The organism is Pseudothauera nasutitermitis (assembly GCF_004801295.1).
Lineage (GTDB): Bacteria > Pseudomonadota > Gammaproteobacteria > Burkholderiales > Rhodocyclaceae > Pseudothauera > Pseudothauera nasutitermitis.
This window is the reverse complement of record NZ_SSOC01000004.1, coordinates 103,048-124,306: the sequence shown is the minus strand read 5'-3', so window position 1 is coordinate 124,306 and position 21,259 is coordinate 103,048. Positions and strand designations below refer to the sequence as shown.

Genomic DNA, 21,259 nt, shown 5'->3' with positions numbered 1-21,259 from the left:
TGCGGGGAAGCACGGCGGCTCATTGAGCGCTGGCGGGCATGACGGCCAGGGACGGCAGTCCGGCGGGCTGCCTGTCTTGATCGAAGCGGGGGTTGAGGTGCAGGCCGTCGGTGGACAGGCTGCCGCTGCGGCCGCCGTACAAAACAGGAACCTGGAACGCTTCGCCGTTCAGGTCGCGGAGGAAGCGCGCCGCCATGGGGTCGCCGGCCAGTTCCACGGCGTCCTGGGGGTTGCGCAGCAGCGCGGTGAGCTTGCCGGCCTCGCGTGCGCGAATGATGGTGCGCGCCTGTTCGGGGGTGGTGTCCAGGGTGACGGTGGAATACTGCCGGCGCTCCCCGCTCTTGGGGTCGTCGCCCGCACGCTGCCCGGTGGCCAGCACCCGCAGCCTCTGCTGCATGACGAAGCTGTGCTTCCTGCCGTCGCGCTCCAGGGTGAGGACCAGATCGACCAGATCCCCCGGTTCCAGCAGGCCGGAGATGGAGTTGATCTCGTCGACCGGCACGGTGATCGCGCGCCGCCCTTCGGCGACGCGCGTCGAGAAGGTCGGTGGCTTCTGGCCCTCCAGCAGGCTCCACAGCACCATTTCGCCGGGCTTCAGCGAATAGGTGATGGCCCGGCCGGACACCTGGGTGAAGCTTTCCGGCTTGATGGCCAGGGAGTGGGCGAAATCGACCGGCACCGCGCGCACGGCCACGGTGTCTTCGGAAATCCGTTCCCCCGCGCGCAATTCGCGCTTGGCGACGATGATGCCCACCGTCTGTCCCCTGGAACGTGCTTCGATTTCCGCCATGCGCTTGGCCAGGTAGCGCTGCGCGGCGAATGCGGCGAGCAGGCCGACGCAGAGCGCCACGCCCAGCACCAGCCAGGTCTTGTTGTAACGTACTCTGGAAAGGAAGGACGGTAACTGCATGGGCGATCCATTCATGAAGAGAAGAGGGGGCGTTCAGGTCGGCAGGGACAGGGCGAAGCTGAACTTCTGGTAGCCGAGGCGGAAGTTCTGGATCAACTGCCACAGTGCGCTGTCGTCGCTGCCCAGGCCGACACCCAGCGCCAGCGCCAGTGCGGTGCATACGACGACGTACTCGACCATGGACTGGCCGGTCTGGCGGCCTGCAAGGCGGTCGTACTTCATTGGAACGGTTCCAGGGAGGAAGAAATGAGGTTGATGACGATCACGCCGCGCCGGTCCGCTCCGCTCGCGACGGCTGCCATCGCTTCCGCACCGCCGCCCCGGAAGTAGAGCAGGCGCGCGTCGTCTTCCGTGCGCGCTTCGTGTTCCAGCGCCAGGCCGTGCTGCTGCATCAGCGCCGTGACGCGCTCGCTGTTGAGTTGTTCGCCGTGCGTGTTGTCGATGACGAGGTGCCAGGCATGCCGGCCGCGGTCTTCGGACACCATGTCGCTGATCAGCCGCGAACCGTGCGGCAGGACGGACAGCAGGCGTTCGGCCCGTGCCCGGTAGCCGGCGTGCAGTTGTTCGGCGTCTCGCAGGCTGCCCACCGCTGTGACGCCGCGGACGCCGCGCCGGCCCTCCTGGAGCATCACCGTCAGGTAATGGCCGTCCACCGCCCTGCCGAGCACGATCATGCCGCCCAGCCTGTTTTCCACCACCGGTGCGCCCAGGCTTCGTCTGAACCAGGCAGTCAGTTCGTCGATGGATTGCGTCGAGCTGAAACCGCGCATGCTGACCGGCAGCCCGTTGAGTACGATGCCGTCCCCCACCGAGAAGGCGCGCGCGGAGCGGGGCAGCTCGATCTGCGGTTCGCGCGCCTGGAGGTGGCCCGGCAGCAGGCAGGACAGGCACAGCAGCATTGCCGGAAGGCGTCTCGTCTTCATCGTGTTCAGTCCGCTTCGAGCCGGTCCTCCGGCACCACGTCGCGCCAGAATTCGAGCTCTCCCAGCTTCGGCCCGCTCAATCCGGCAGGCCATTCGATGACCGAAACAAAGCCATTGACGATGCCGGCCACCCCCCTCAGGTTTCCGGCGGGGAAGACCGTGGCGCTGCGCAAGATGCGCTCCTCGACCTCCTCGGCGTCTTTCGCCGTCCACGGATCGGGCAGCAGGCTGGCGCTGCGGGTCATGACGATGCCGATTTCGTCGAACGGCCGGTAGAACGCCAGCCCCGCGGGCAGATCGGCCAGCGCCACACTGACGTTGGCGGTGTAGATGCCGCGCGAACCCAGGCCCAGCCCACCCGCGAGCAGCTGAAAACTGGTCATGTCGTTCACCGCCTCGAAAGCATCGCCGTGCGTACTGCCGTGCCCGGGACCGAAGCTGACCGTGACTCTGGAAAAGTCGTCCAGCAGCGGGTTGCCGTCGGGCCCACGCCAGAACAGGTTGCGGTGGGCATCGAACTCCCCGGCCACGTCGCCGGTCTTGATGGGCGCGTCCGAGGCGCCGAAGAAACGCCGCCGGATCTCGTCGGCCAGTTCGCTTTCGGATTTCCATCCTCCGGCGGCGGCATCGTTTCTGACCGTCGCGTCGAACGCCGCATAGCGGGCGGCCATCTGCGTCGCATGGGCGACGTCCTGATATTTGGCGATGATCGGAATCAGCAGGAACAGCGGTATCAGCGCCAGGGCAACCACGAGGAACTCGGTGAGCGCCTGCCCGCGCTGTGGCCCGCAGGCGGGAAAGGCGATCGTGGTGCGTAGCGTTGCCATGGCTGCGGCTCAGCGATGGTCCGCCGGCAGCGGCGGCAGAGCGCTTTCGGCAGCGCCGTTTTCGGGTACCCGGAACAAACCCTCGCCAACCTGGATATCGAGCACCACGCGCTGCGCGACGTAGCGGAGGTTGCCGATGTTCTGCCGCAGCAGCAGTCCGGCGTGCGTTCTGTTGTAAGGCGAGAGCAGCGGCATGGGCGCACCGCCAAGTTCGTTCAGTTCGTCCACGCAGAACTGCAGGTCTTCCTGCGTGCCGAAGACGCGGCAGCGCCTGCCGGCGGCGGAACCCGTTTCCCCGGTGGGTTTCACCACCCCCAGCGCTTCATCGGGTAATCCGGCCCGGTAGAGGTATTCGGCCTCCCCCGTCCCGGCCCCGCAGCGCACCTCCAGCCTAGAACCCGCCGCCGGCAGCGGAATCTTGCAGGACTGGGCCGCATCCCGGATCAGAACGGTTCTGGTGGTACTTTTCAGCAGGCCGCAGTCACCCTTGTGCTGCGGCCGCCTGCGGCTCTTTTTCAGGTCGATGTAATGGTGCGTGAAGGTGTGTACGACGACTCCACGGCCGGCGCCGTAATAGATTTCGATGTCCTGCACCCACGGCCGTTCCGGCAGCCCGCCTGCCGGAAGCGGCAGATAGGGCTCCACCGGCTCGCCGATCAGTGCCGCCGCCTCCTTGCCGGAACTGCATATTTCGTAGTGGTCGCGCAGTTGCTGCCGCTGCGCCTCGTGGAATTCCGACGGCATGTCCAGTTGCAGATGTACGTAATGGGCCGGTGCCGTGGGGCCGCCGCTGAAATGGGCGTGGTAGGGCGTCCAGGCCTGGGCCGCGCCGGCCGTGCAGGCGCACAGCAGCAACATGGGCAGGCACCTGGACAGGGCGCTCACGGCAGCACCGCTCCCTGCTGGCCCTGGGCAAAGCGCGCCTCGTCATCGGCCGAAACCAGCCGCACCTGCCAGAACGGATTGAACAGGCTGGCCAGTTCCCGCGGCTTGCCCAGCTTTTGCCCGTAGACGTTGTCACCGGTGCGCTCGAAGAATGCTTCCGAGGCCGAAACCGCCACCAGTTCGTCACCACCGGCCGGGGCGGCCTGGAAGTTGTTCAGCGACTGCGCGATGCGGTTGTCCGCGCCACTGCCACGCACGGCCGCGCGTCCTTCGGAAGTACGGGTCTGCCCCACCGGGCGGCGGATGCGCACGGAGAAGCGCAGGGCCGGATCGTCCTCTTCCAGACGGCTCTCCGACAGATCGTAGAAATTCGGCAGCCCGGAATAGTCCCACGCATCGGAAGATGCCGTGCTCAGGGCAAGCAGGCTGGCGAAAGGATTGGTGATCCGCGCGTAGTCGTAACGGCGGAAATCGGTGTCCGCATCGGGCTGATCCGCAGCAGTTCTCGCCCCGTATCCAAGGGCGTTCTCGGACAGGTAGCAATTGCCCGACTTGCTCATTTTCCAGCGCCATTCGGACAGGGTGTCGAGCGCCTTCCACTCGTCGAAGCCGATCAGTTCCGTTCCGCCGCGCCGGCTGAGCCAGTCGAACGCGTAAGGGCATCCCTGCGGGTATAGCGCGGGTATCGTCCAGCTGCGCTTGGGCACGAAATCGTCCAGCTTCGCAGCAACCTTGGCCGCCTCGGCGAAACGCGTGCGTTCGTCACCGGCGTAGCGGGTGACGAAGCCGGGCATGTCGACGCCGAGAATGAGCTGCTCGACCGTCACGCTGCCGTCGTCGCGGTAATTCGCCTGCGCAACCTCTTCCATGACGCGCCGGCGAGCCGGAATCAGCCCCGCATGCGCAACCTGCTGGGCGGTCATCAGCCTGCTGCGGATGATGCCGTCGGAGGCGGACGCCAGCGCCTCGAGCGGACTGCCCCCAAAGCGGTCTTCGTTGAGCATGGCGAGGTATTCCCCGGCCGTCTGCGCAACCAGGTAGGACGGATAGTAGGTGGGGTATTTCGACCAGTTCACCCATCTTCCTCCGCCGTACTCCTGGCCCAGCGTTTCCACATGGGCCACCCAGGAAGAAAGGCTGACCAGTTGGGCGATGGCAACCGTATTGGCAAGCATCGCCCGGTTGGCGTAGGCCTGATAGTTCAGCGTGCGCGCGTTCATCACCCCTGCGCTGTACGCCACCGCGTCGCCGGTGTTGACGAGCTTGGTCTTCTCGCCCGAGAGCTGGCCGGTGTTGAACAGGAAGAACAGCGCGACCACCGAACCGACGATGACGAACAGGCCGTAGACCGCAGCCTGCCCGGTCTGCCGGCCCCGCCCGGAGAATGCGGGAGGCCGGCGGACCGGACAACGGAATGCGCCGGGCCGCACTCCGGCCCTGGACATGGGTAGCGCAGAAGCCGTCCGGTCAGTTCCCACCGCCGCCGCGCGAGTTGTCGTTGGTGTAGTTGTCCAGCCCCTTCGTCGCCGTGCCCTCAGCCTGCGCGTTGCTGGCCGCGCTCTGTGCCTCACTAATCGCGCTGCTCGCGGACTGCCCCGAGACCTCCAGTGCGATGCCGGCGGTCTGGCTGCGGATGGTCTGTCCGAAGAACTGGTACACGGCGATGGCGGCCACCGCGATCAGGGCCACGATCACGATGTATTCGGTCATCCCCTGGCCGGCCTGCCGGCTTGCGCGCTTCATGTTCATAGCTGCATCTCCATCACGATCAGTCGATAGAAAAATTAAATAGCATCTCTAATTATTCATTAAGAGTAAACGATATGCATACTCTATCGGCCTACTATAATCCCCAAATCAGATGCATTCAACATCAACAATGAACTCCAAAGGCATTTTTAACGCTTCCATAAGGGATACCGTCACGCTTGGCCTGGCTGTCCCGGGCGCTGCGGCGCTGGGGGTGCTCGGCGCCATGGCCTGGGCGCCGGGGTCCAGCCCGTGGCTCCTTCTCCCGGTATTCGGCGGGCTGTGCCGCCTGCTGGCCCGGCCGCGCCGCCCGGCCCCCGCGGCCCTGCTGGCCCTGGCGTTCGGCCTCGGCCTGCATGCCTGCGGACAGGCCTGGATGATTGCCGCCCTGTTCCGCGAAACCGGCCTGCCGCCATTACTGGCCCTGCTCTCGGCGATGGCCGCCACGCTCTACTTGGCCGGCTTCATCGCGCTGCCGGTTTACCTGTGTGCCCGCTGCCGCCTGCTCGCCACCGCCACGCCCGCGACATCGCCGGGGCTGACGGCGGCGGCATGCCTGGCGGCGCTGCTGACGGCCGGAGAGTGGGCGCGCGGCAGCCTGCCCGGCGGCTTCAGTTCGCTTTCCATGGGCTACGCCTGGCTCGACACGCCGCTGGCGGGCCTGCTCCCGGTAACGGGCCTGTACGGTCTGAGCTTTCTTGCCTACGTGCTCTGCCTGGGCTGGCTGCCCGTCGCCGAATCCCTGGTGCGCCGGCAATACGGCCCCGCCGTACTCGGCGCCCTGGCGTTTGCCGCCTTCCTGGCTACCGCCCACTGGGGCGCCAAGCAGCCCTGGATCACCCCGCACGGCGATTTGCTCGGCTTCCGCCTGATCCACACCGGCACGGCCCAGCAGGACAAGTTCTCACCCGAGCACATCCCAGCGCAGATCGACCGCCTTGCCGAACGGCTGACGCAATCCCCCGCGCAGCTCGTTCTGGCTCCGGAAACCGCCTTGCCCATGTTCTTCCACCAGTTGCCAGCGGGCCTCGTGGACCGGTTGGCCCAGGCCGCCCGCACCCACGGCAGCCATTTCTTCATCGGCGTGGCTCTGATGGGCGGCAACCAGCAGGCACACAACAGCCTGCTGCACATTCCCGGCGACGGCACGCCGCTGCGCTTCTTCGCCAAGGAGGAGCTGATGCCCTTCGGCGAATACAGCCCCCCGGGATTCGCATGGTTCTCGCGGCACCTGCACTTTCCGCTCAAGGATCTGAGCCCCGGCCCGCCCGGACAGCCGCCCTTCGTGGCGGACCGGCGCCGGCTCGCCGCGCTGATCTGCCATGAAGAAGCCTCCCCCCGCCTGGCCCGCCGCCGTGCGATGGACGCATCGGTACTGCTCAACCCGAGCAACCTGGCCTGGTTCGAACGCAGCGCCGCCATCCCGCAGGGGCTGGCCATGGCCCGGGCGCGCGCGCTGGAAACCGGCCGTCCCGTTCTGCGCACCACCAATGCCGGCGGCGCGGCCCATATCGACCACCGCGGCCGGATCGCCGGCCAGGTGCAGCCCGGCCAGGAGTCAGACCTGACGGGCGAGATACGACCGATGCAGGGGCTCACGCCCTACGTCCGCCTCGGCGACACGCCCGTCCTGCTCGTCTGCGCCGCCGTCCTGCTGCTGGCGGCCGTACGGCGCAAACGCGCCATGTCCCACCCCACCATCCAAGAGAAGACCGCATGAACGCCATCCGCCACGCATCCGCCCTGCTTCTCGTCCTTGCGCTGAGCCCCCCGGCCGCCGCCCAGGGCATCCTCGACGACCTGCTCGGCGGCGGCAGCAACAGCGGCAGCTGCGGCGTCACCATGAGCTGCCCCGCCCCGGACACGCCCGATCCGCCGACGCAGTGCGTCAACAACGACATCGGCAACCCCTGCGCAACCCCCAACGGCCCCGCCACCCAGTCCTCTCCGGCCGGCCAGTCCGTCGGCGCCGGCAACCCCATCAGCGTGCTCTCCGGCAACAAGCACCAGCGCGAGGCCGACCTCCACGCCCTGCCCGGCGTGCTCGGCCTGGAAATCGTGCGCCACTACAACAGCCAGCGCAGCCGCGACGAGCGCCCCGGCATCCACCTCGGCCCCGGCTGGCGCCTGTCCTACGACACCCGCCTGTATCCCACCCCCGGCAACCTCCAGATCGTCCAGGCCGACGGCTCGCGCGTCATCTTCGCCCGCAACCCCGACGACCCCGGCCGCTGCGCCAGCCTGGACCCGGCACGCGGGCAGGTCCTCATCACCCAAGGCGCTCGCGGCGAGCAGTACGTCTGGCACTGGCCGGACGGCCGCCAACTGTTCTTCGACGCCCGTGGCCGGCTCACCCAGATCCTCGCCCCCACCGGCGAATTCGTCTCCATCCAGCGCGACCCCGCCGGCCGCCTGGTCTCGGTCACCGACCCCCAGGGCCGCGCCCTGCTGTTCACCCATACCGAAGACCTGCGCGCCATCGCCCACATCGATTCCCCGCTGGGCCGCTTCTCCTACACCTACGACGACGCCGGCAACCTCGCCAAGCTCACCCTGCCCACCCACTACGACCCCGGCGAGCGCCCCCACGCCTTCGCCAACCGCGGCACCACCACCAGCACCCTGGCCCGCGAATACCACTACGAGGACGAGCGTTTCCCCACCCTGCTCACCGGCATCACCGTCTCCGGCAGCGGCTCGGACGGCCAGCCCATCCACCAGCGCATCGCCACCTGGGCCTACGACGACCAGGCCCGCGCCGTCCGCTCGGTGCGCGGCCCCCTGCCCCCGGACGGCGAACGCGGCCCCGAAGACCTCGCCCTCGACTTCTCCGCCCCCGGGCGCACCGTGCTCACCAACAGCCTCGGCCAGACCACCACCTACCTCACCGGCCTGATCGGCAGCGAACGGCGCATCCTCGAAGCCCGTGGCCCCGGCTGCGCCACCTGCCCGCCCACCAACGTGCGCTACCGCTACGACGAGGCCGCCCGCCCCGTCCTCGCCACGGCCCTGGACGACGAAGGCCGCCCCCTGCGGATCACCCACACCACCTTCGACGACCACGGCCGGGCGCTGCGCATCGAGCGCCACCGCTTCATCGACGGCCGGCCCGTGCTCCAGGACTGGGTGCGCTACGCCTACGCCCCGCACTCACACACCGCCCCCGTGCTCATCGCCCGCCCCAGCGTCGTGCCCGGCCAGGAACACCAGGTGCGCATCGACTACAACGACGCCGGCCAGCCCATCCGCATGCACGAAACCGGCTTCAGCCCCCTGGACGCCACCGGCCGACCCGCCGCCAGCGCCCAGGCAGCCACCCCCATCGAGCGCACCACCACCTACGCCTACACCCAGATCAACGGCCGCAGCCTGCTCGCCGAAATCGACGGCCCCCTGCCCAACGGGCCCGAAGCCTCCCCGCAGGATTCCGACATCACCCGCTTCGAGTGGGATGAAAGGGGCCGATTCATCACCGCCGTCACCGCCCCGGGGGCGCGCCGCAACGAACTGGACCACGACCCGCACACCGGCCTGCTGGCTGCCGTGCACAACGCCGAAGGCCATCGAACCGCCTTCATCCAGGACGCCCGCCAGCAACTGACCGAACTGCGCCGCAGCGGGCCGGGTGGGGCACAGGCATACCGGTTCCGCCACGACGCCCTGGGCCATCCGGTCGAAGCCGGCACGGCCGGCGGGGGCGGCCAGGATTACCAGCCGCAGTGGCGCCGGGCCTACGACCCGGCCGGCCGCCTGCAATGGCAGGCCTCCCCCCTGGGCGTACTACGCACCTGGCGGTACGACACCGAAAGCCGCCTGACCGAAACCGGCATCCACAGCGCCAGCATGGCCCGCATCCACCGCTACGAATACGATGCCCACGGCCGCCTCACCGCCTTCAACGACAACGCCGGGCGCACGCAGCGCATCCACTACAGCCCGGCGGGGCTGCCGCAGGCCCACGAGGATGCCCTTGGGCGCACGACCGCGCCCACCCGGTCACGCAGCGACCCCGCCCCGCGCCACCTGCGCGACGACTTCGGCCGCACGGTCCTCACCCTGAGCCCCGACAGCGGCGCAGCGCGGCGCGAATTCGACGCCGCCGACCGCCTCGTCGCCATGCACGACGCGCGCGGCAACCGCGCCCGCTACGACTACGACCCGCAAGGCCGCATCCTGCGCCAGGTCATCACCGACGCGCACACGGGCGACGACGAACGGACCCAATGGCGCTACGTCGGCGCGCATCTGGCCGAACTCATCCACCCCGCCCAGCGCGAACGCTACGAGTACGACGCACGCGGCTACCGCAGCGCCCGCATCGTCACCCTGAACACCCCCCAGGGCGAACACACCGCCGTCACCCGCTACGAGCACGACGAATCCGGCCAACTGGTCGCCACCACCCTGCCCGACGGCAGCCGCCTCGAATACCGCCGCAACGGCCAGGGCCAGGTCGTCGCCCTGGCGCGCAGCACCGTCCACACCCCCTGGCTGCGCTGGCTGGGCAGGGACCAGATCATCGTCCGCGACATCACCCGCGACCTGGCCGGGCTGCGCAGCTACACCACCGGCAACGGCATCCAGGCGCAATACCAGAGAAGCCGCGACGGCACGCTCGCGCGCATCGCCTACCGCCGCCCCGGCCCGACGCTTGCCGCGCTGCCGGGCATTGCCCAGGCCCATGCGCAAAACCCGCCACCGCAGCCGCCCGCGCCTTCCACGCTGCCCGGCGCGCTCGGCCTGCCCGCCGACCCGCAGGCGCTGATCGATCACCGCTACCTGTGGGACGTTCGCGGCAACCTGCTGTACCAGCGCCAGCACGCCGGCGAAACCCGCCATCTCAGCCACGCCTACGACACCCGCAGCCGCCTCGTCGCCAGTGTCGCCGCCGGGGAAGGGGGCGAGGAACAGGCCGTCTGGCGCTACGCCTACGACCACTCGCAACGCCGTGTGCTCGATCAACAGGGCATCGACTCGCAAGCCGAACTGCGCGCCGGCACCCGGCGCAGCACCTTCGAGCCCGGCAGCCACCGGCGCACCGATACCGAACCCGCCCGCTACAGCGCCAGCGGCCAGCCCGAACAACTGGGCCGCCGCGAATACGACTGGGACGCGCGGGGCCGCCTCGTGGCCGTGCGCGAGGACGGCGCCGAAATCGCCCGCTACGGCTACGACCACCGGGGCCTGCGCAACACCATCCAGGCCGGCGGCCAGACCCGCCACATCCTCCACGACGCAGTCCGCCAGCCGCTGGCCGAACTGGACGGAGCCGGGCGCATCACCCGCCAGTACGTCTTCCTGGCCGACATGGCCCTGGCCGTCATCGACACCCCGGACGGCGCCGCCCTGGCACCCGCCGACCGGAATCCGTTCGCCCGCATCGGCGGTGACCTGCTGCGCATCGTGCAAAGCTGGTTTGCCGGGCTCGACGGCATCGCCTGGCTGCACGCCAACCACCTGGGTGCCCCGGAAGCCGCCACCGACGGCGGCGGGCAAGTGATCTGGCGCGCCAGCTACGCCCCTTTCGGCGCGGCATCGATCACCGCCCGCGACGGCTTCGCCCTGCATCTGCGCCTGCCCGGCCAGTACTTCGACATCGAGACCGGCCTGCACTACAACCGGGCGCGCTACTACGACCCGGACCTGGGCCAGTACCTGACACCGGACCCGCTGGGCACGCCGGACGGACCGAATCCGTATGCCTATGTGGCCTTCAATCCGTTCAAGTACATCGATCCGGACGGGCTCATCCTGTTTGCGTTCGATGGCACGGACAATTCCCGCGATCAGCGCGAATTGCAGCGCCTGGGTGGCTCCAGGACCAACGTGGCGCGGTTTTGGGATCTCTATGATGATGGCCCACGGAACTATGTTTCCGGCGTAGGGACTCGGCACTTTGAGGATGGCAATACCAACTATCTGGGCGAGGCGTACCAGGACATCCTGCCAAACGGTTTCGGTCCGATCCCCGATCGCGGTGGCAACTACACCGGACGCGAACGCATCGACCGCATGTGGAGCTATTTCATCGACGAGGCCGAGGCCATGGAGGACGATGAGGTCATGGACATCGACATCGTCGGTTTCAGCCGTGGCGCCGCGCAGGCACGGGAGTTCGCCAACCGGTTGACGGCGGCCAGCATCGTGATCGATGGCGTCCGCTTCATCCAGTACAGCGCCACCGATAGTGCCTCGGGCGAAGAAGTCACACGTTGCCAGCCGGTCAACCTGCGCTTCATGGGCTTGTTCGACACCGTTCTGAGCACCGACTTACCTTCGGGAGCCGCCTACCGCCTGGGAATACCAGGGGAGTTTGCCTATGTAGCACACGCCGTGGCCCTCAACGAGTACCGCAGCCAGCCCTATTCGTCCGACGTGTTCGGCTATCCTTTCAACGCGGCTTTCTGGAATTCAACCCGCCGTAATCTGCCCGACGATCTGCACCAAGGCGGCTTCCCGCTGGAATCCATCGGCGCGGGCAGTCTGACCCCCGACCAGGTGCGCATCGAGCGCGGCTTCATTGGCGCGCATGCCGACATCGGCGGCGGCTACGACGAAGGCGAGAACCAGTTGTCCTTCGTGGCGCTGAACTGGATGGTGGAACAGGCGAAGAAAGCAGGAGTGAATATGGATGTCTCCCGTCTGCCATCCATTGCTTCCATCGCCAACCCCATCCTCCACGACCAGAGCAACGCCCTGCGTATCGGCGATCCGCGCAACACGCCGCTGGTGTCACGCGAAGTCGGACACGGGGATTCGGCGTATACCGAATGGGAACTCCTGCGCGCCGAAGATCGCCGGGTACGCGGCGCCGCCAGCGGCACCACACAGCGCGAAATGGGTTTCACCGACTTCGGCCCCAAGGATCGCAGCCTGACCAACGCCGAAACGCACACCTTCATCGACTACACCGGACGCCCCACGACCGGCAATCCCGACGACACCTGGAACGCGATCACCGGCAACCAGACCGGCCGCGTCGACATCCAGGAATACATGCGCTGGCTCTGCGCAAACGGCTACTTCAACGAAAACGCTCCCCAATGCCCGTCATAAAAGACCACACCATGATATTCAAACCTTCATCTCCGCCGCCATCCGCATTACGCCGCAAGCTGCTGACTCTGTGCGCCGTGCTCCTAGCCGGTTGCCGCAGTCATACCCGGTATACGCAGGCCGCACAGCCCCCGTTGAGTCCGGAGGATGAGGCGCTCAAGCGCAAGTTCCGGGGGCTTGAAGGTGGACAGTTACGCGTCGATTCGCTGTTTCGTGTTCAGGGGTTGAACATTTTTGACGAGCACGGTTGGCTGTTTTTCACCGCTGCAAGCATGACCCCCCCCCGAGGCAGAGCCACCGCCAGCTACGGTGCAGAGTTTGGCGTACCGAAGTTCTTGCGGGTGGAGTGGCGCGACCCAGCTAGTTCATTTCGAGCCGAAGGTCCGCACGGGGCGATGCTGGGCGGCACCATCATTGCAGACCATACGGTTTCGGTCGCCTCGCGCATCCCCGATGCCCCGCTCGAAGACCGGCGCAGAAATGGCGGCGGCTTCCGCCTGAAGATACGCATCCACCCCGACGGACCCCTCATCGGCTGGGATCTAGAGCGTGCGCCCGGCTCGGCGCCCGACGGCTCAAAGTTTCATCATGCGGGCGGGGATTTCCAGGAAGCCTACATCTATAACGGCAAGGTACTGCGCAAGGGCTGGTACATCCACCCCAAGACCGGCGAACGCATTGAGACCGATTTTTGAGGAATACCGACATCGGCGGCGGCTACCCAAGCGCCGAATGGACTGTCGGCCTTTTCATAATGGTGCGTGGTCCCCACGCCCCGGGGCCGCCCCAATCGGCACTGCTCAGTCTGTAGCCCACGGCCATTTTACTTTCGTAGTGCCCAGTAAAATGCCATTGACAATCTCAAAGGCATATACTGCTGACATTATCCAGGCAGGAAGGGGGCTATCTCCAGAACTGTCGGTCATTTCAACTTCTGGCAGAAGGACGTATTCCATGCGATATCCCAGCTTTTCCCACTGTAAAGGACTCTCCCGCTTCGTCGCCATGACCGCGCTCGGGCTTTGTGCCTGGACGCCGGGCGCGTTCGCGCAACAGGTCGACCCATACCGCCTGATGGTGCGCGAGCAGTTCTTCAAGTCGCTGGTGGATGTCTGTTCGCGCCTGCATGGCGACGATACCCAGCAATACCGGAAGCTGCTGCAGGGCTGGCAGGCGCAGAACCGGCAGCAACTCGAACCGGTGATGCGCGAATTGACGCAGGGCAACGGCAACAGCGACCGCCTCGGCAAGGCGCTGGAAGTCGAGCGCCGCACGCTCGAAGACTGGCAGACCAACCAGATGAAGGTTTCCCGGGAACGCACGCCGAGCAAGGCGGAATGCGGCCGGATGCTGGAAAGCCTGTCCAGGCTGAGCATCTAGGCCCCATCCAGGCTTCTCCAGGCCGCCGGCAACGGCGGCCTTTTTGTGCGACAGGGATCATCCTCCCAGGGCCATCGGCGGGAAAACATCCCACAGCGCCAACTATACGTCTGGCCCGCAACGGCGAAGCATGGCAAGGTCGTCCTGCCGTTGGCAAACCCTTGCCTCCCGACAGAGGAGCCGCAGCATGCGCACCCTGATTTTCATCGCCGCCGGACTGCTGCTCGCCGTCCTCGCACTGCGGCTTGCTCCGCCCACCCGGCGTGGACTGGCTGCGCTGGCCTTCGCCGTGGCTTGGCTGGGCGTTTCCGCATGGAATCTGCTCACCGGCCTGTCACACGGCTACACCCTGGCCCAGGAACTGCCCATCCATGTGGCCCTGTTCGGCATCCCGGCCGCGCTGGCCTGGGGATTGTGGTGGCGGGGGCGGCCTTGAAGCGCACGGCCTGAACACTGCTTGCGAGGATGGCGGGCGCCAGGCCGCCCGCTCACCGCCCCACGCGCGACAGCTTCAGCATGCGCGAACCCCGGTCGATGAGCACCGTGAGCAGGATGATCATGATCAGGTAGGTGCCGGCGCGCTCGAAGCGGAACCACTCGAAGTTGAAGCTGAACTGGAAGCCCAGCCCGCCCACGCCCACCAGACCCAGCACCACGGCGGCGCGCACGTTGCTCTCGAACTGGAAGAAGCTGTAGGTCATCCAGTCGCGCCAGGCCAGCGGCCCGGCGACCACGGCGTAGGTGGCCGGGCGCGAGGCGCCGCAGGTGGGTTCGAAGCGGCGCAACGGCTGGTTGTCGATGGCTTCGCCGAACACGCGGGTGAGCACGCCCAGGGTGTGCACGGCGATGGCCAGCGTGCCGGCCACCAGGCCGGGGCCGAAGAAGGCGATGAACAGGAAGGCCCACATGACTTCCGGCACGCCGCGCGCGACCATTGCGCTGGCACGCGCGGCGGCCAGTTGCACGGCGCGCTGGAGACGCCGCCAGGGGCCGGGGGCTTCGCCGGTGAAGCGCTGCGCATGGAGCTGGAAGCTGGCCGAGTGCGGGTAGGTGAGCAGGATGGCCGCGCCCACGCCCAGCACGGTGCCGACCACGGCGATGGCCAGCGGCACGGCGGCGGACTCCACCACGCGCCAGACGAACCATTTGCGCAGTTCCTCCTGCCAGGCGGCCCAGGCCGCCGCTTGCCAGAATTGTGCCGGGCCGTACTGCGCGAACAGGTCCACCGCCTTGCCCTGCGCGGCGCGCGCTTCGGCCTTGGCGGGGTCGCCCAGGCCGATGGCGGGCAGATCGAGTTCCGGCGCCAGCAGACGCTCGAAGAAGCGCAGGTTCTGCCAGGCCTGCCCGGTAAACAGTTCGGTCGCCGGGGCGAGGTGGTTGCGCGGCGCGCCGTTGTCGCCGGCATGGTTGCCCCAGCCCATGAACCAGATGGACCAGGCGGCGACCAAGGCGACGAAGCCGGCGGCCAGCCAGGGGCGCAGCGGCGGACGGGCGGCCACCGGGGCAGCGGGCGCTGACGTGGCCTGCGGGCGGTTCGCCGCCGTCTCGCCCACGGCGGAGCCGACGCCCGTGCACACCACCGGCGCGGCCCCGCCGCCGGCCCGCGCCGCCTCGCCGCGCAACTGGCGGCGCACGTAGTTGCTGGCGAGGTCGGCGGTGAGCGTGAGCAGCAGGGTGAACAGGATCAAGGTGCTCACCTTGTCCCAGGCGCCGAAGCGGATCTGGTACCAGATTTCCGAGCCCAGCCCGCCGCCGCCCACGGCGCCGATCACCGCGGCGTTGCGGATCGCGCATTCCGCGCGCATCAGGGTGAAGGACAGCACGTTGCGCGCGGCCAGCGGGCGGATGCCGTACAGGAAGGTGGCCAGGCGCCCGCCGCCCAGGCTGCGCACCTGGGCGTAGCGCGATTCGTCCACGCCGTCCCACAGTTCGCTGTACACCTTGGCGAGGATGCCGGTGATGTTGAGCGCCAGCGCCAGCGCGCCGGTGAGGGGCCCCAGGCCGATCATGGCGACCAGGATGATGGCCCAGACGAAGTCCGGTACCGCGCGCAGGATGTCCTGCAGCAGCCGGCAGGCGGCGCACAGCAGCGCGGCCGGCGAGCGCAGCGGAAAATGCCGCCACCACCCGCGCGCGAAGCGCCCGTGTTCCTCGCCCACACACACCGCGCGGCTGGCGCCCATGGCCAGCGGCCAGGCGAACAGCACCGCCAGCGCGGTGCCGAGCACGGCGGCGGACAGGGTCTGCAGGGTCAGATCCCACGCATGGCGCAGGAATCCGGCGGACAGATCGGGCTGCGCGAAGGCGGTGAGCCAGGCGCCGATGCGCGCGGCGGCCTGGGCGCGGCGTTCGGCGTCGGTGAGCGCCGCCCAGTCCCATTCGGCGGCGAAGAAGGCGGCCAGCACGGCGAGCAACAGCGCCAGCAAAGCATAGAAATGGCCGAGCGGACGCTTGCCGTAGTGTGCGGCGGAGGGCAGGGCCAGCGTGTTCACCGTGCCATCCCCGGCGCGGCGGTATTCATGCCGGCAGCTCCATCTCGTCCAGATGCAGGGCGCGGTATTCGGCGCCGTACAGTTCGCGCAGCAGGTGCTGGCTGATCTGCGCAGGCGCGCCCTGCCAGAACAGCTGCCCGGCGCGCAGCGCGACCACGCGGTCGAAATGGCCTTGCAGCAGGTCCAGGGTGTGCAGATTGACCAGCAAGGTCACGCCGTCGCGCGCCGCCATGCCGCACAGCAGGGCGATGATCTCGCGCCCCAGGCGCAGATCGAGCGCGCTGACCGGCTCGTCGGCCAGCACCAGGCGCGGCTGCTGCACCATCAGGCGGGCCACGGCGACGCGCTGCTGCTGGCCGCCGGAGAGTTCGTCGGGCAGCGCCCACAGCTTGTCTGCCAGTTCCACGCGGGCCAGCGCCGCACGGGCGCGCCCGATGTCCTGCGGCCACAGCAGCGAGAGCAGCGCGCGCGGCAGCCACCAGTGCCCCAGGCGGCCCATCAGCACGTTGTGCACCACGCGCAACTGGGGTACCAGGTTGTCCTGCTGGTGCAGGAAGCCGACCTCGCGGCGCAGGCGGGCGAGACGGCGGCCGGCCAGCGCGGCGGTGTCGCGCCCGAGCGTATGCACGCGGCCTTCGGCCGGCTTGACCAGGCCGGCGATCAGGCGGAACAGCGTGGTCTTGCCGGCGCCGGAAGGGCCGATGACCGCCACGCGCTCGCCCGGCGCGATGCTGAGATCGATGCCGTCGAGCACGCGGCGCGCGCCGTAGGCCACGGCGGCCTGCTCGACGCGGACCGGCGCCGCGGCGGGCGCGGCGGGGCTGGGTGCATTCATTGCGGAAATCCTGTCAGGCGCCCGCCACCGGCGCCCTGGCCGGCGGCGGGCGGGGCGCTGCATCAGCCGCCGATGTCGATGCCCGATTCCAGCAGGTCCACATAGCCCTGCCATTCGGAGATGTCGGCTTCGATGAATTTGCCGGCCTTCAGGTACTTCAGCACCGCCGCGCCTTCCGGCGTGCTGCCATCCACCGCGAGCAGCGCGGCGCGCAGCTTGCCGAGCAGTTCGGGGCCGAGGTCGGCGCGCGCGGTGACCGCGTAGTTGGTGTAGGGCGGCGTCTTGTAGATGATGGGCGCGCGCGCCTTCAGGTCGTCGGCGGCCTTGTCCCACGAGGCGTAGTTGAGCGCGCCCACGTTGTAGGTGCCGTCGGCCACCATCTGCATCACCACGTCGTGGCTGCCGGAGTAGGCCACGGTGCGGAACACGCGCTCCGGCGTGGTGCCGCTCTGATCCATGAAGTACTTGCGCGGCATCATGTGGCCGGAGGTGCTGCTCTTGCTGCCGAAGGTGAAGGTCCAGCCCTTGCCCTGGGCGGTCTTGGCGAGTTCGCCGAGGTCGGCCACGGTGCCCAGCCCGGTGGCCGGGTTGGCAATGAAGTAGCTGACGAAGCCCTTGTCGATGTCGCGGCAGCCGAGGATGGTAAGGCCGTCGCCCATCTGCATGCGCGCCTGCGCGGTGGTCACCGCGCCCAGCCAGGCGATGTGCGCGCGCCCGGTGGCCAGCGCGGTCACCGAGGCGGCGTAGTTCTCCACGTGCATGTATTCGACCGGAATGCCGACGGCCTTGCCCAGATGGCGGGCCAGCGCGCCGAAGTTCTCGCGCATGCGGTCGGCGTCGCCGTCGTCCGGGATGGCGGTGATGATCAGCTTGGCCGGCGCCTGCTGGGCCGCCGCCGGGGCGGAGGCCAGGCCGAGCGCGGCGCCGACGGCGAGCGCGGCGGCGCCCAGGACGAAGCCCCGGCGCGGGGCGGAAAGGGTCTTTTGCATGGGTGTCTCTCCTTGGAACATTGCATGGCGGCCGGCAAGACCGCCTTGTTATGGCCGCCCCGGAAACGAGGCGGAGATGGCACCGCCGGTCCACGCCCGGTGGGGGCGGGACCGGCGAATGGGCTCAGCCGAACATGTCGCCGTAGATGATGCGCGCCCACTCGAAGTCGTCGCTGACGGTCTCCGGCTTGCGCTGGTTGAAGTCCCACTGGGTCTGCTCGATCACGCCCTGTTCGTTGATCTTGTAGTCGAACTGCACCGAGATGGCTTCCTGCGGGTCGGTGCTGACCATCATGTAGCACAGGTTGTTGGGCAGATCGTGAGCCGGATCGCGCCCGGCTTCGCGCTCGGCGATGTACCTGGCGACGATGCGCGCGTGGCGGTTGGCCACGTGCCCGGCCTTGGGGTAGAAGGCGAATTGCGGGGAGACGAAGCCCACCGCGTCGCCGATGACGTACACGTCCGGGTCGTTGCGGTCGTTGAGGAACAGCGGATCGACGTTGGCCCAGCCGTCCAGCCCGCCCAGCGGGGACTTGCCCACCACGCCGGCCTTCCACGCCAGATCGCCGGCCTGGTGCGGGGCCATCAGGATGGCGTGCTCGAAGTCGAAATCCCCCGCGGCGGTCTTGATGCGCTTGTTGAAGGGGTCGACCTCCTTCACATGGGCGTTGGGCACGTAGGTGATGATGTCCTTATACAGCTCCTGGAAGGCCGCCTTGAAGCCGGGGCCGATGGGGCGCACGTCGTCCTTGTGGTCGAGGATGACCACCCGGGCGTTGAGCTTCCTGGCCTTGAACAGCGCGGCGATCAGGCAGGCGCGCTCGTAGGGGCTGGGCGGGCAGCGCTGCGGCGGGGGCGGCAGCGTCATCACCAGGTCGCCGCCCTTGAAGTCGTGGATGGCCTGCTTGAGGCGGAAGTGCTCGGCGCTGGGGATGTAGGCCGCCGGGAAGCGCGCGCGCGTGGCTTCCGCCGCGCGCCGGTCGTTGCCGAACCAGGCTTCGTAGTTGTAGCGGATGCCCGGCGAGAGGATCAGGTAGTCGTAGTCCAGCGCGCCGGCGGCGGTGATGACCCGCTTGGTGTCGCGTTCGATCTCGAGGATCTCGGTCTGGATGAAGCGGTAGCCCTGTTCCTCGGAGACTTTCAGGTAGTCCTTGGTGAGGTAGTCGGCATCCATGATGTTCACCAGCCACTTGTTGCTCATCGGGCAGGAGAAGAACACCGGATTGCGTTCCAGCAGCACCACTTCGAGCTGCGGTGCGCTCTGGCGCAGGTAGCGCGCGGCGGTCACCCCGCCCCAGCCGCCGCCGCAGATCACCACCCGGCGCGCCTTGCCGCGCGCCAGCAGGGCATCCGTGCGGCGCCCCACCAGCGGCGGCAGCGTGGGGCTGGCAGCCGGCGCGGCGGCGGATTGGGCCAGTGCCGGCCCGGCGGCCGCGGCTGCGGCCGATGCCGTGGCGATGGCGCCGCCCGCGGCCAGGAAACGCCTGCGCGAGGCGTCGTACCGTTTGCTCATTGCTCTTCCTCCCGATGTTGTGGTCAGCCACCCCGGCGCGGAAGTCGCCGGGGTTTAATGCAGGCCCATGAGCGGGCCCGTTGTCTGGCGGCACGCAGGCCGCCGGCCGGGCGGCCGATACGCGGATCGGCCGGATGTGCCCGGAGCACCCGGCCGCGGGGGCGGCCGAAGGCATTCGTTGTCGCTTACTTGCCCGCCGTGGCGAGCCCGGCACACTGCGCCGCGAATTCGTTTTCGTCCGCCGCGCGCAGGCAGCGCAGATCCAGCCACAGGGCGTTGTCGGCGATGCGCCCGACCACCGGCACCGGCAGCGCGCGCAGGGCTTTTTCCAGGCGGTTGAGCGCGCCGCCTTTTTTGTGCGGGCGACACACCAGGCCTGCGGAGGGCAGGCGGTCCACCGGCAGGCTGCCGGAGCCGATCTGCGAGCGCATGGCCTCCACGGCGACCTCCACCGGCCAGCCGACCAACGCGCTGGCGAAGGCGGGCTTCAGGCGTTCCGCCTGGGCGTGGATGTCGTCTTGCGCGCGGGTGAGCAGGCGCAGGGTTTCCAGGCGCTCGGGCAGGCGATCCGGGTCGCGGTACAGGCGCAGCACCGCCTCCAGCCCGGCCAGGGTGATCTTGCCGACGCGCAGCGCGCGCTTGAGCGGGTTCTTCTTGATCCTGGCGATCAAGTCCTTGCGCCCGACCAGGATGCCGGCCTGCGGGCCGCCGAGCAGTTTGTCGCCGGAGAAGGTGACCAGATCGGCGCCGGCGGCGATGGCCTCGCGCGGCGTGGGTTCGTGCGGCAGGCCCCAGGCTTCCAGCCCGGTGAGCGTGCCGGAGCCGAGATCCTCGACGAAGGGGAGGTTGTGGGCGTGGGCGATGGCGGCCAGTTCGGCCTGCTCCACCGCCTTGGTGAAGCCTTCCACCGCGTAGTTGCTGGTATGCACCTTCATCAGCAGGCCGGTGCGCGGGCCGATGGCTTCTTCGAAGTCACGCGCGTGGGTGCGGTTGGTGCAGCCCACTTCAACCAGCTTCGCCCCGGCGCGCTTCATGATGTCCGGCACGCGGAAGGCGCCGCCGATTTCCACCAGTTCGCCGCGCGACACCACCACTTCCTTGCGCTGCGCCAGGGTGTTGAGCAGCAGGAAGACGGCGGCAGCGTTGTTGTTGACCACGGTGGCGGCTTCGGCGCCGGTGAGTTCGCACAGCAGTTCGCTGACCAGGTCGTCACGGTCGCCGCGCCCGCCGGAGTCGATGTCGTATTCCAGCGCGCAGGGGTGGCGGGCGGCCTCGACCATGGCGGCGACGGCTTCCTCGGGCAGCGTGGCGCGGCCCAGGTTGGTGTGCAGCACAGTGCCGGTGAGATTGAACACGCGGCGCAGCCTGGGCCGAACGCTGGCTTCCAGCGTTTGCAGCACGGCGGCGGCCAGCGCCTCGGCGCCGGGTGCCGGGGCGCCTGCGCGCATCTCCATGCGGGCAGCGGCCAGCGTCTTGCGCGCGGCTTCGACGGCCGGTGCGCGGCCGTGCTCGGCAATCGCCTGCTGCAGACGCGGGTCGCCGAGCAGGCGATCCACGGCGGGAAGGGAGGACAGCGCCCCGCCGGGCGCCGGGTTCGGACGGTCCGCCGGATCGGCGGACGAGGGTGCGGAAGAATGCGTTTTCATTGGCCTACGCCCGTACCGGGCAGTCAGGTCGAAAAACTGGACCGAGTCGCGTCC

The 21,259-nt window shown here is 68.6% G+C and carries 17 protein-coding genes; 5 read left to right on the top strand and 12 right to left on the bottom strand.

The window, feature by feature from the left end; all coding sequences use genetic code 11:
• Positions 1-19: 19 nt before the first annotated feature.
• The 7 genes from cpaB to E6C76_RS10895 are packed head-to-tail and all read right to left on the bottom strand — an operon-like array spanning position 20 to position 5,294.
• A complete protein-coding gene (gene cpaB, locus E6C76_RS10925) occupies positions 20-910 on the bottom strand; it encodes a Flp pilus assembly protein CpaB (protein ID WP_211090193.1) in 891 nt (296 codons plus the stop codon).
• A 33-nt stretch (positions 911-943) separates the two neighbouring features.
• Positions 944-1,132 (bottom strand): hypothetical protein, encoded by a 189-nt coding sequence (locus tag E6C76_RS10920; protein WP_136348287.1) that lies wholly within the window; start codon positions 1,130-1,132, stop codon positions 944-946.
• The gene (locus tag E6C76_RS10915) at positions 1,129-1,833 is read right to left on the bottom strand and encodes a hypothetical protein (protein WP_136348286.1); all 705 of its coding nucleotides are present in this window, start codon (positions 1,831-1,833) and stop codon (positions 1,129-1,131) included. Before E6C76_RS10915 ends, E6C76_RS10920 begins: the two co-directional genes overlap by 4 nt.
• A gap of 5 nt (positions 1,834-1,838) precedes the next feature.
• Positions 1,839-2,660 (bottom strand): hypothetical protein, encoded by an 822-nt coding sequence (locus E6C76_RS10910; protein ID WP_136348285.1) that lies wholly within the window; start codon positions 2,658-2,660, stop codon positions 1,839-1,841.
• 9 nt (positions 2,661-2,669) lie between these two features.
• Positions 2,670-3,515, bottom strand: a complete 846-nt coding sequence (locus tag E6C76_RS10905) for a hypothetical protein (protein ID WP_136348284.1) — start codon at positions 3,513-3,515, stop codon at positions 2,670-2,672.
• A 26-nt stretch (positions 3,516-3,541) separates the two neighbouring features.
• Positions 3,542-4,990, bottom strand: coding sequence for a hypothetical protein (locus tag E6C76_RS10900; RefSeq protein WP_136348283.1), 1,449 nt, complete (start codon positions 4,988-4,990; stop codon positions 3,542-3,544).
• 22 nt (positions 4,991-5,012) lie between these two features.
• Positions 5,013-5,294 carry a pilus assembly protein gene (locus tag E6C76_RS10895; protein ID WP_136348282.1) on the bottom strand — a complete coding sequence of 94 codons (282 nt, stop codon included), beginning with the start codon at positions 5,292-5,294 and terminating at the stop codon, positions 5,013-5,015.
• 214 nt (positions 5,295-5,508) lie between these two features.
• Here E6C76_RS10895 and lnt point away from each other — a divergent pair, with 214 nt between their 5' ends.
• The 5 genes from lnt (at position 5,509) to E6C76_RS10870 (ending at position 14,166) form a co-directional block, all read left to right on the top strand.
• Complete coding sequence (lnt, locus tag E6C76_RS10890; protein WP_168734312.1) at positions 5,509-7,014, top strand: apolipoprotein N-acyltransferase; 1,506 nt, start codon at positions 5,509-5,511, stop codon at positions 7,012-7,014.
• Positions 7,011-12,350, top strand: coding sequence for an RHS repeat-associated core domain-containing protein (locus E6C76_RS10885; protein ID WP_136348280.1), 5,340 nt, complete (start codon positions 7,011-7,013; stop codon positions 12,348-12,350). Before lnt ends, E6C76_RS10885 begins: the two co-directional genes overlap by 4 nt.
• 134 nt (positions 12,351-12,484) lie before the next feature.
• Entirely contained in the window at positions 12,485-13,045 is a 561-nt protein-coding gene (locus E6C76_RS10880; RefSeq protein WP_136348279.1) for a hypothetical protein, read from the top strand.
• 259 nt (positions 13,046-13,304) lie between these two features.
• On the top strand, positions 13,305-13,730 hold the full coding sequence (locus E6C76_RS10875; RefSeq protein ID WP_136348278.1) for a hypothetical protein: 426 nt from the start codon (positions 13,305-13,307) through the stop codon (positions 13,728-13,730).
• 187 nt (positions 13,731-13,917) lie between these two features.
• A complete protein-coding gene (locus tag E6C76_RS10870) occupies positions 13,918-14,166 on the top strand; it encodes a hypothetical protein (protein ID WP_136348277.1) in 249 nt (82 codons plus the stop codon).
• A 52-nt stretch (positions 14,167-14,218) separates the two neighbouring features.
• Here E6C76_RS10870 and E6C76_RS10865 read toward each other — a convergent pair whose 3' ends face one another.
• From E6C76_RS10865 to selA, 5 genes are all read right to left on the bottom strand, one after another.
• The gene (locus E6C76_RS10865) at positions 14,219-16,222 is read right to left on the bottom strand and encodes a PhnE/PtxC family ABC transporter permease (protein ID WP_136348276.1); all 2,004 of its coding nucleotides are present in this window, start codon (positions 16,220-16,222) and stop codon (positions 14,219-14,221) included.
• A gap of 25 nt (positions 16,223-16,247) precedes the next feature.
• The gene (locus E6C76_RS10860; protein ID WP_136348275.1) at positions 16,248-17,057 is read right to left on the bottom strand and encodes a phosphonate ABC transporter ATP-binding protein; all 810 of its coding nucleotides are present in this window, start codon (positions 17,055-17,057) and stop codon (positions 16,248-16,250) included.
• Between the two features lie 62 nt (positions 17,058-17,119).
• A complete protein-coding gene (gene phnD / locus E6C76_RS10855; RefSeq protein WP_136348274.1) occupies positions 17,120-18,046 on the bottom strand; it encodes a phosphate/phosphite/phosphonate ABC transporter substrate-binding protein in 927 nt (308 codons plus the stop codon).
• A gap of 124 nt (positions 18,047-18,170) precedes the next feature.
• Positions 18,171-19,559 (bottom strand): FAD-dependent oxidoreductase, encoded by a 1,389-nt coding sequence (locus E6C76_RS10850; RefSeq protein ID WP_136348273.1) that lies wholly within the window; start codon positions 19,557-19,559, stop codon positions 18,171-18,173.
• Positions 19,560-19,744: 185 nt separating this feature from the next.
• Entirely contained in the window at positions 19,745-21,205 is a 1,461-nt protein-coding gene (gene selA / locus E6C76_RS10845; protein ID WP_136348272.1) for an L-seryl-tRNA(Sec) selenium transferase, read from the bottom strand.
• Between the last annotated feature and the right edge of the window lie 54 nt (positions 21,206-21,259).

Coding starts and splice junctions, on each gene's coding strand:
- E6C76_RS10870 (WP_136348277.1), top strand. CDS start 13,918: ATGCGCACCCTGATTTTCATCGCCGCCGGACTGCTGCTCGCCGTCCTC.
- E6C76_RS10895 (WP_136348282.1), bottom strand. CDS start 5,294: ATGAACATGAAGCGCGCAAGCCGGCAGGCCGGCCAGGGGATGACCGAA.
- E6C76_RS10915 (WP_136348286.1), bottom strand. CDS start 1,833: ATGAAGACGAGACGCCTTCCGGCAATGCTGCTGTGCCTGTCCTGCCTG.
- E6C76_RS10850 (WP_136348273.1), bottom strand. CDS start 19,559: ATGAGCAAACGGTACGACGCCTCGCGCAGGCGTTTCCTGGCCGCGGGC.
- E6C76_RS10875 (WP_136348278.1), top strand. CDS start 13,305: ATGCGATATCCCAGCTTTTCCCACTGTAAAGGACTCTCCCGCTTCGTC.
- E6C76_RS10900 (WP_136348283.1), bottom strand. CDS start 4,990: ATGTCCAGGGCCGGAGTGCGGCCCGGCGCATTCCGTTGTCCGGTCCGC.
- phnD (WP_136348274.1), bottom strand. CDS start 18,046: ATGCAAAAGACCCTTTCCGCCCCGCGCCGGGGCTTCGTCCTGGGCGCC.
- E6C76_RS10910 (WP_136348285.1), bottom strand. CDS start 2,660: ATGGCAACGCTACGCACCACGATCGCCTTTCCCGCCTGCGGGCCACAG.
- selA (WP_136348272.1), bottom strand. CDS start 21,205: ATGAAAACGCATTCTTCCGCACCCTCGTCCGCCGATCCGGCGGACCGT.
- E6C76_RS10920 (WP_136348287.1), bottom strand. CDS start 1,132: ATGAAGTACGACCGCCTTGCAGGCCGCCAGACCGGCCAGTCCATGGTC.
- E6C76_RS10860 (WP_136348275.1), bottom strand. CDS start 17,057: ATGAATGCACCCAGCCCCGCCGCGCCCGCCGCGGCGCCGGTCCGCGTC.
- cpaB (WP_211090193.1), bottom strand. CDS start 910: ATGCAGTTACCGTCCTTCCTTTCCAGAGTACGTTACAACAAGACCTGG.
- E6C76_RS10885 (WP_136348280.1), top strand. CDS start 7,011: ATGAACGCCATCCGCCACGCATCCGCCCTGCTTCTCGTCCTTGCGCTG.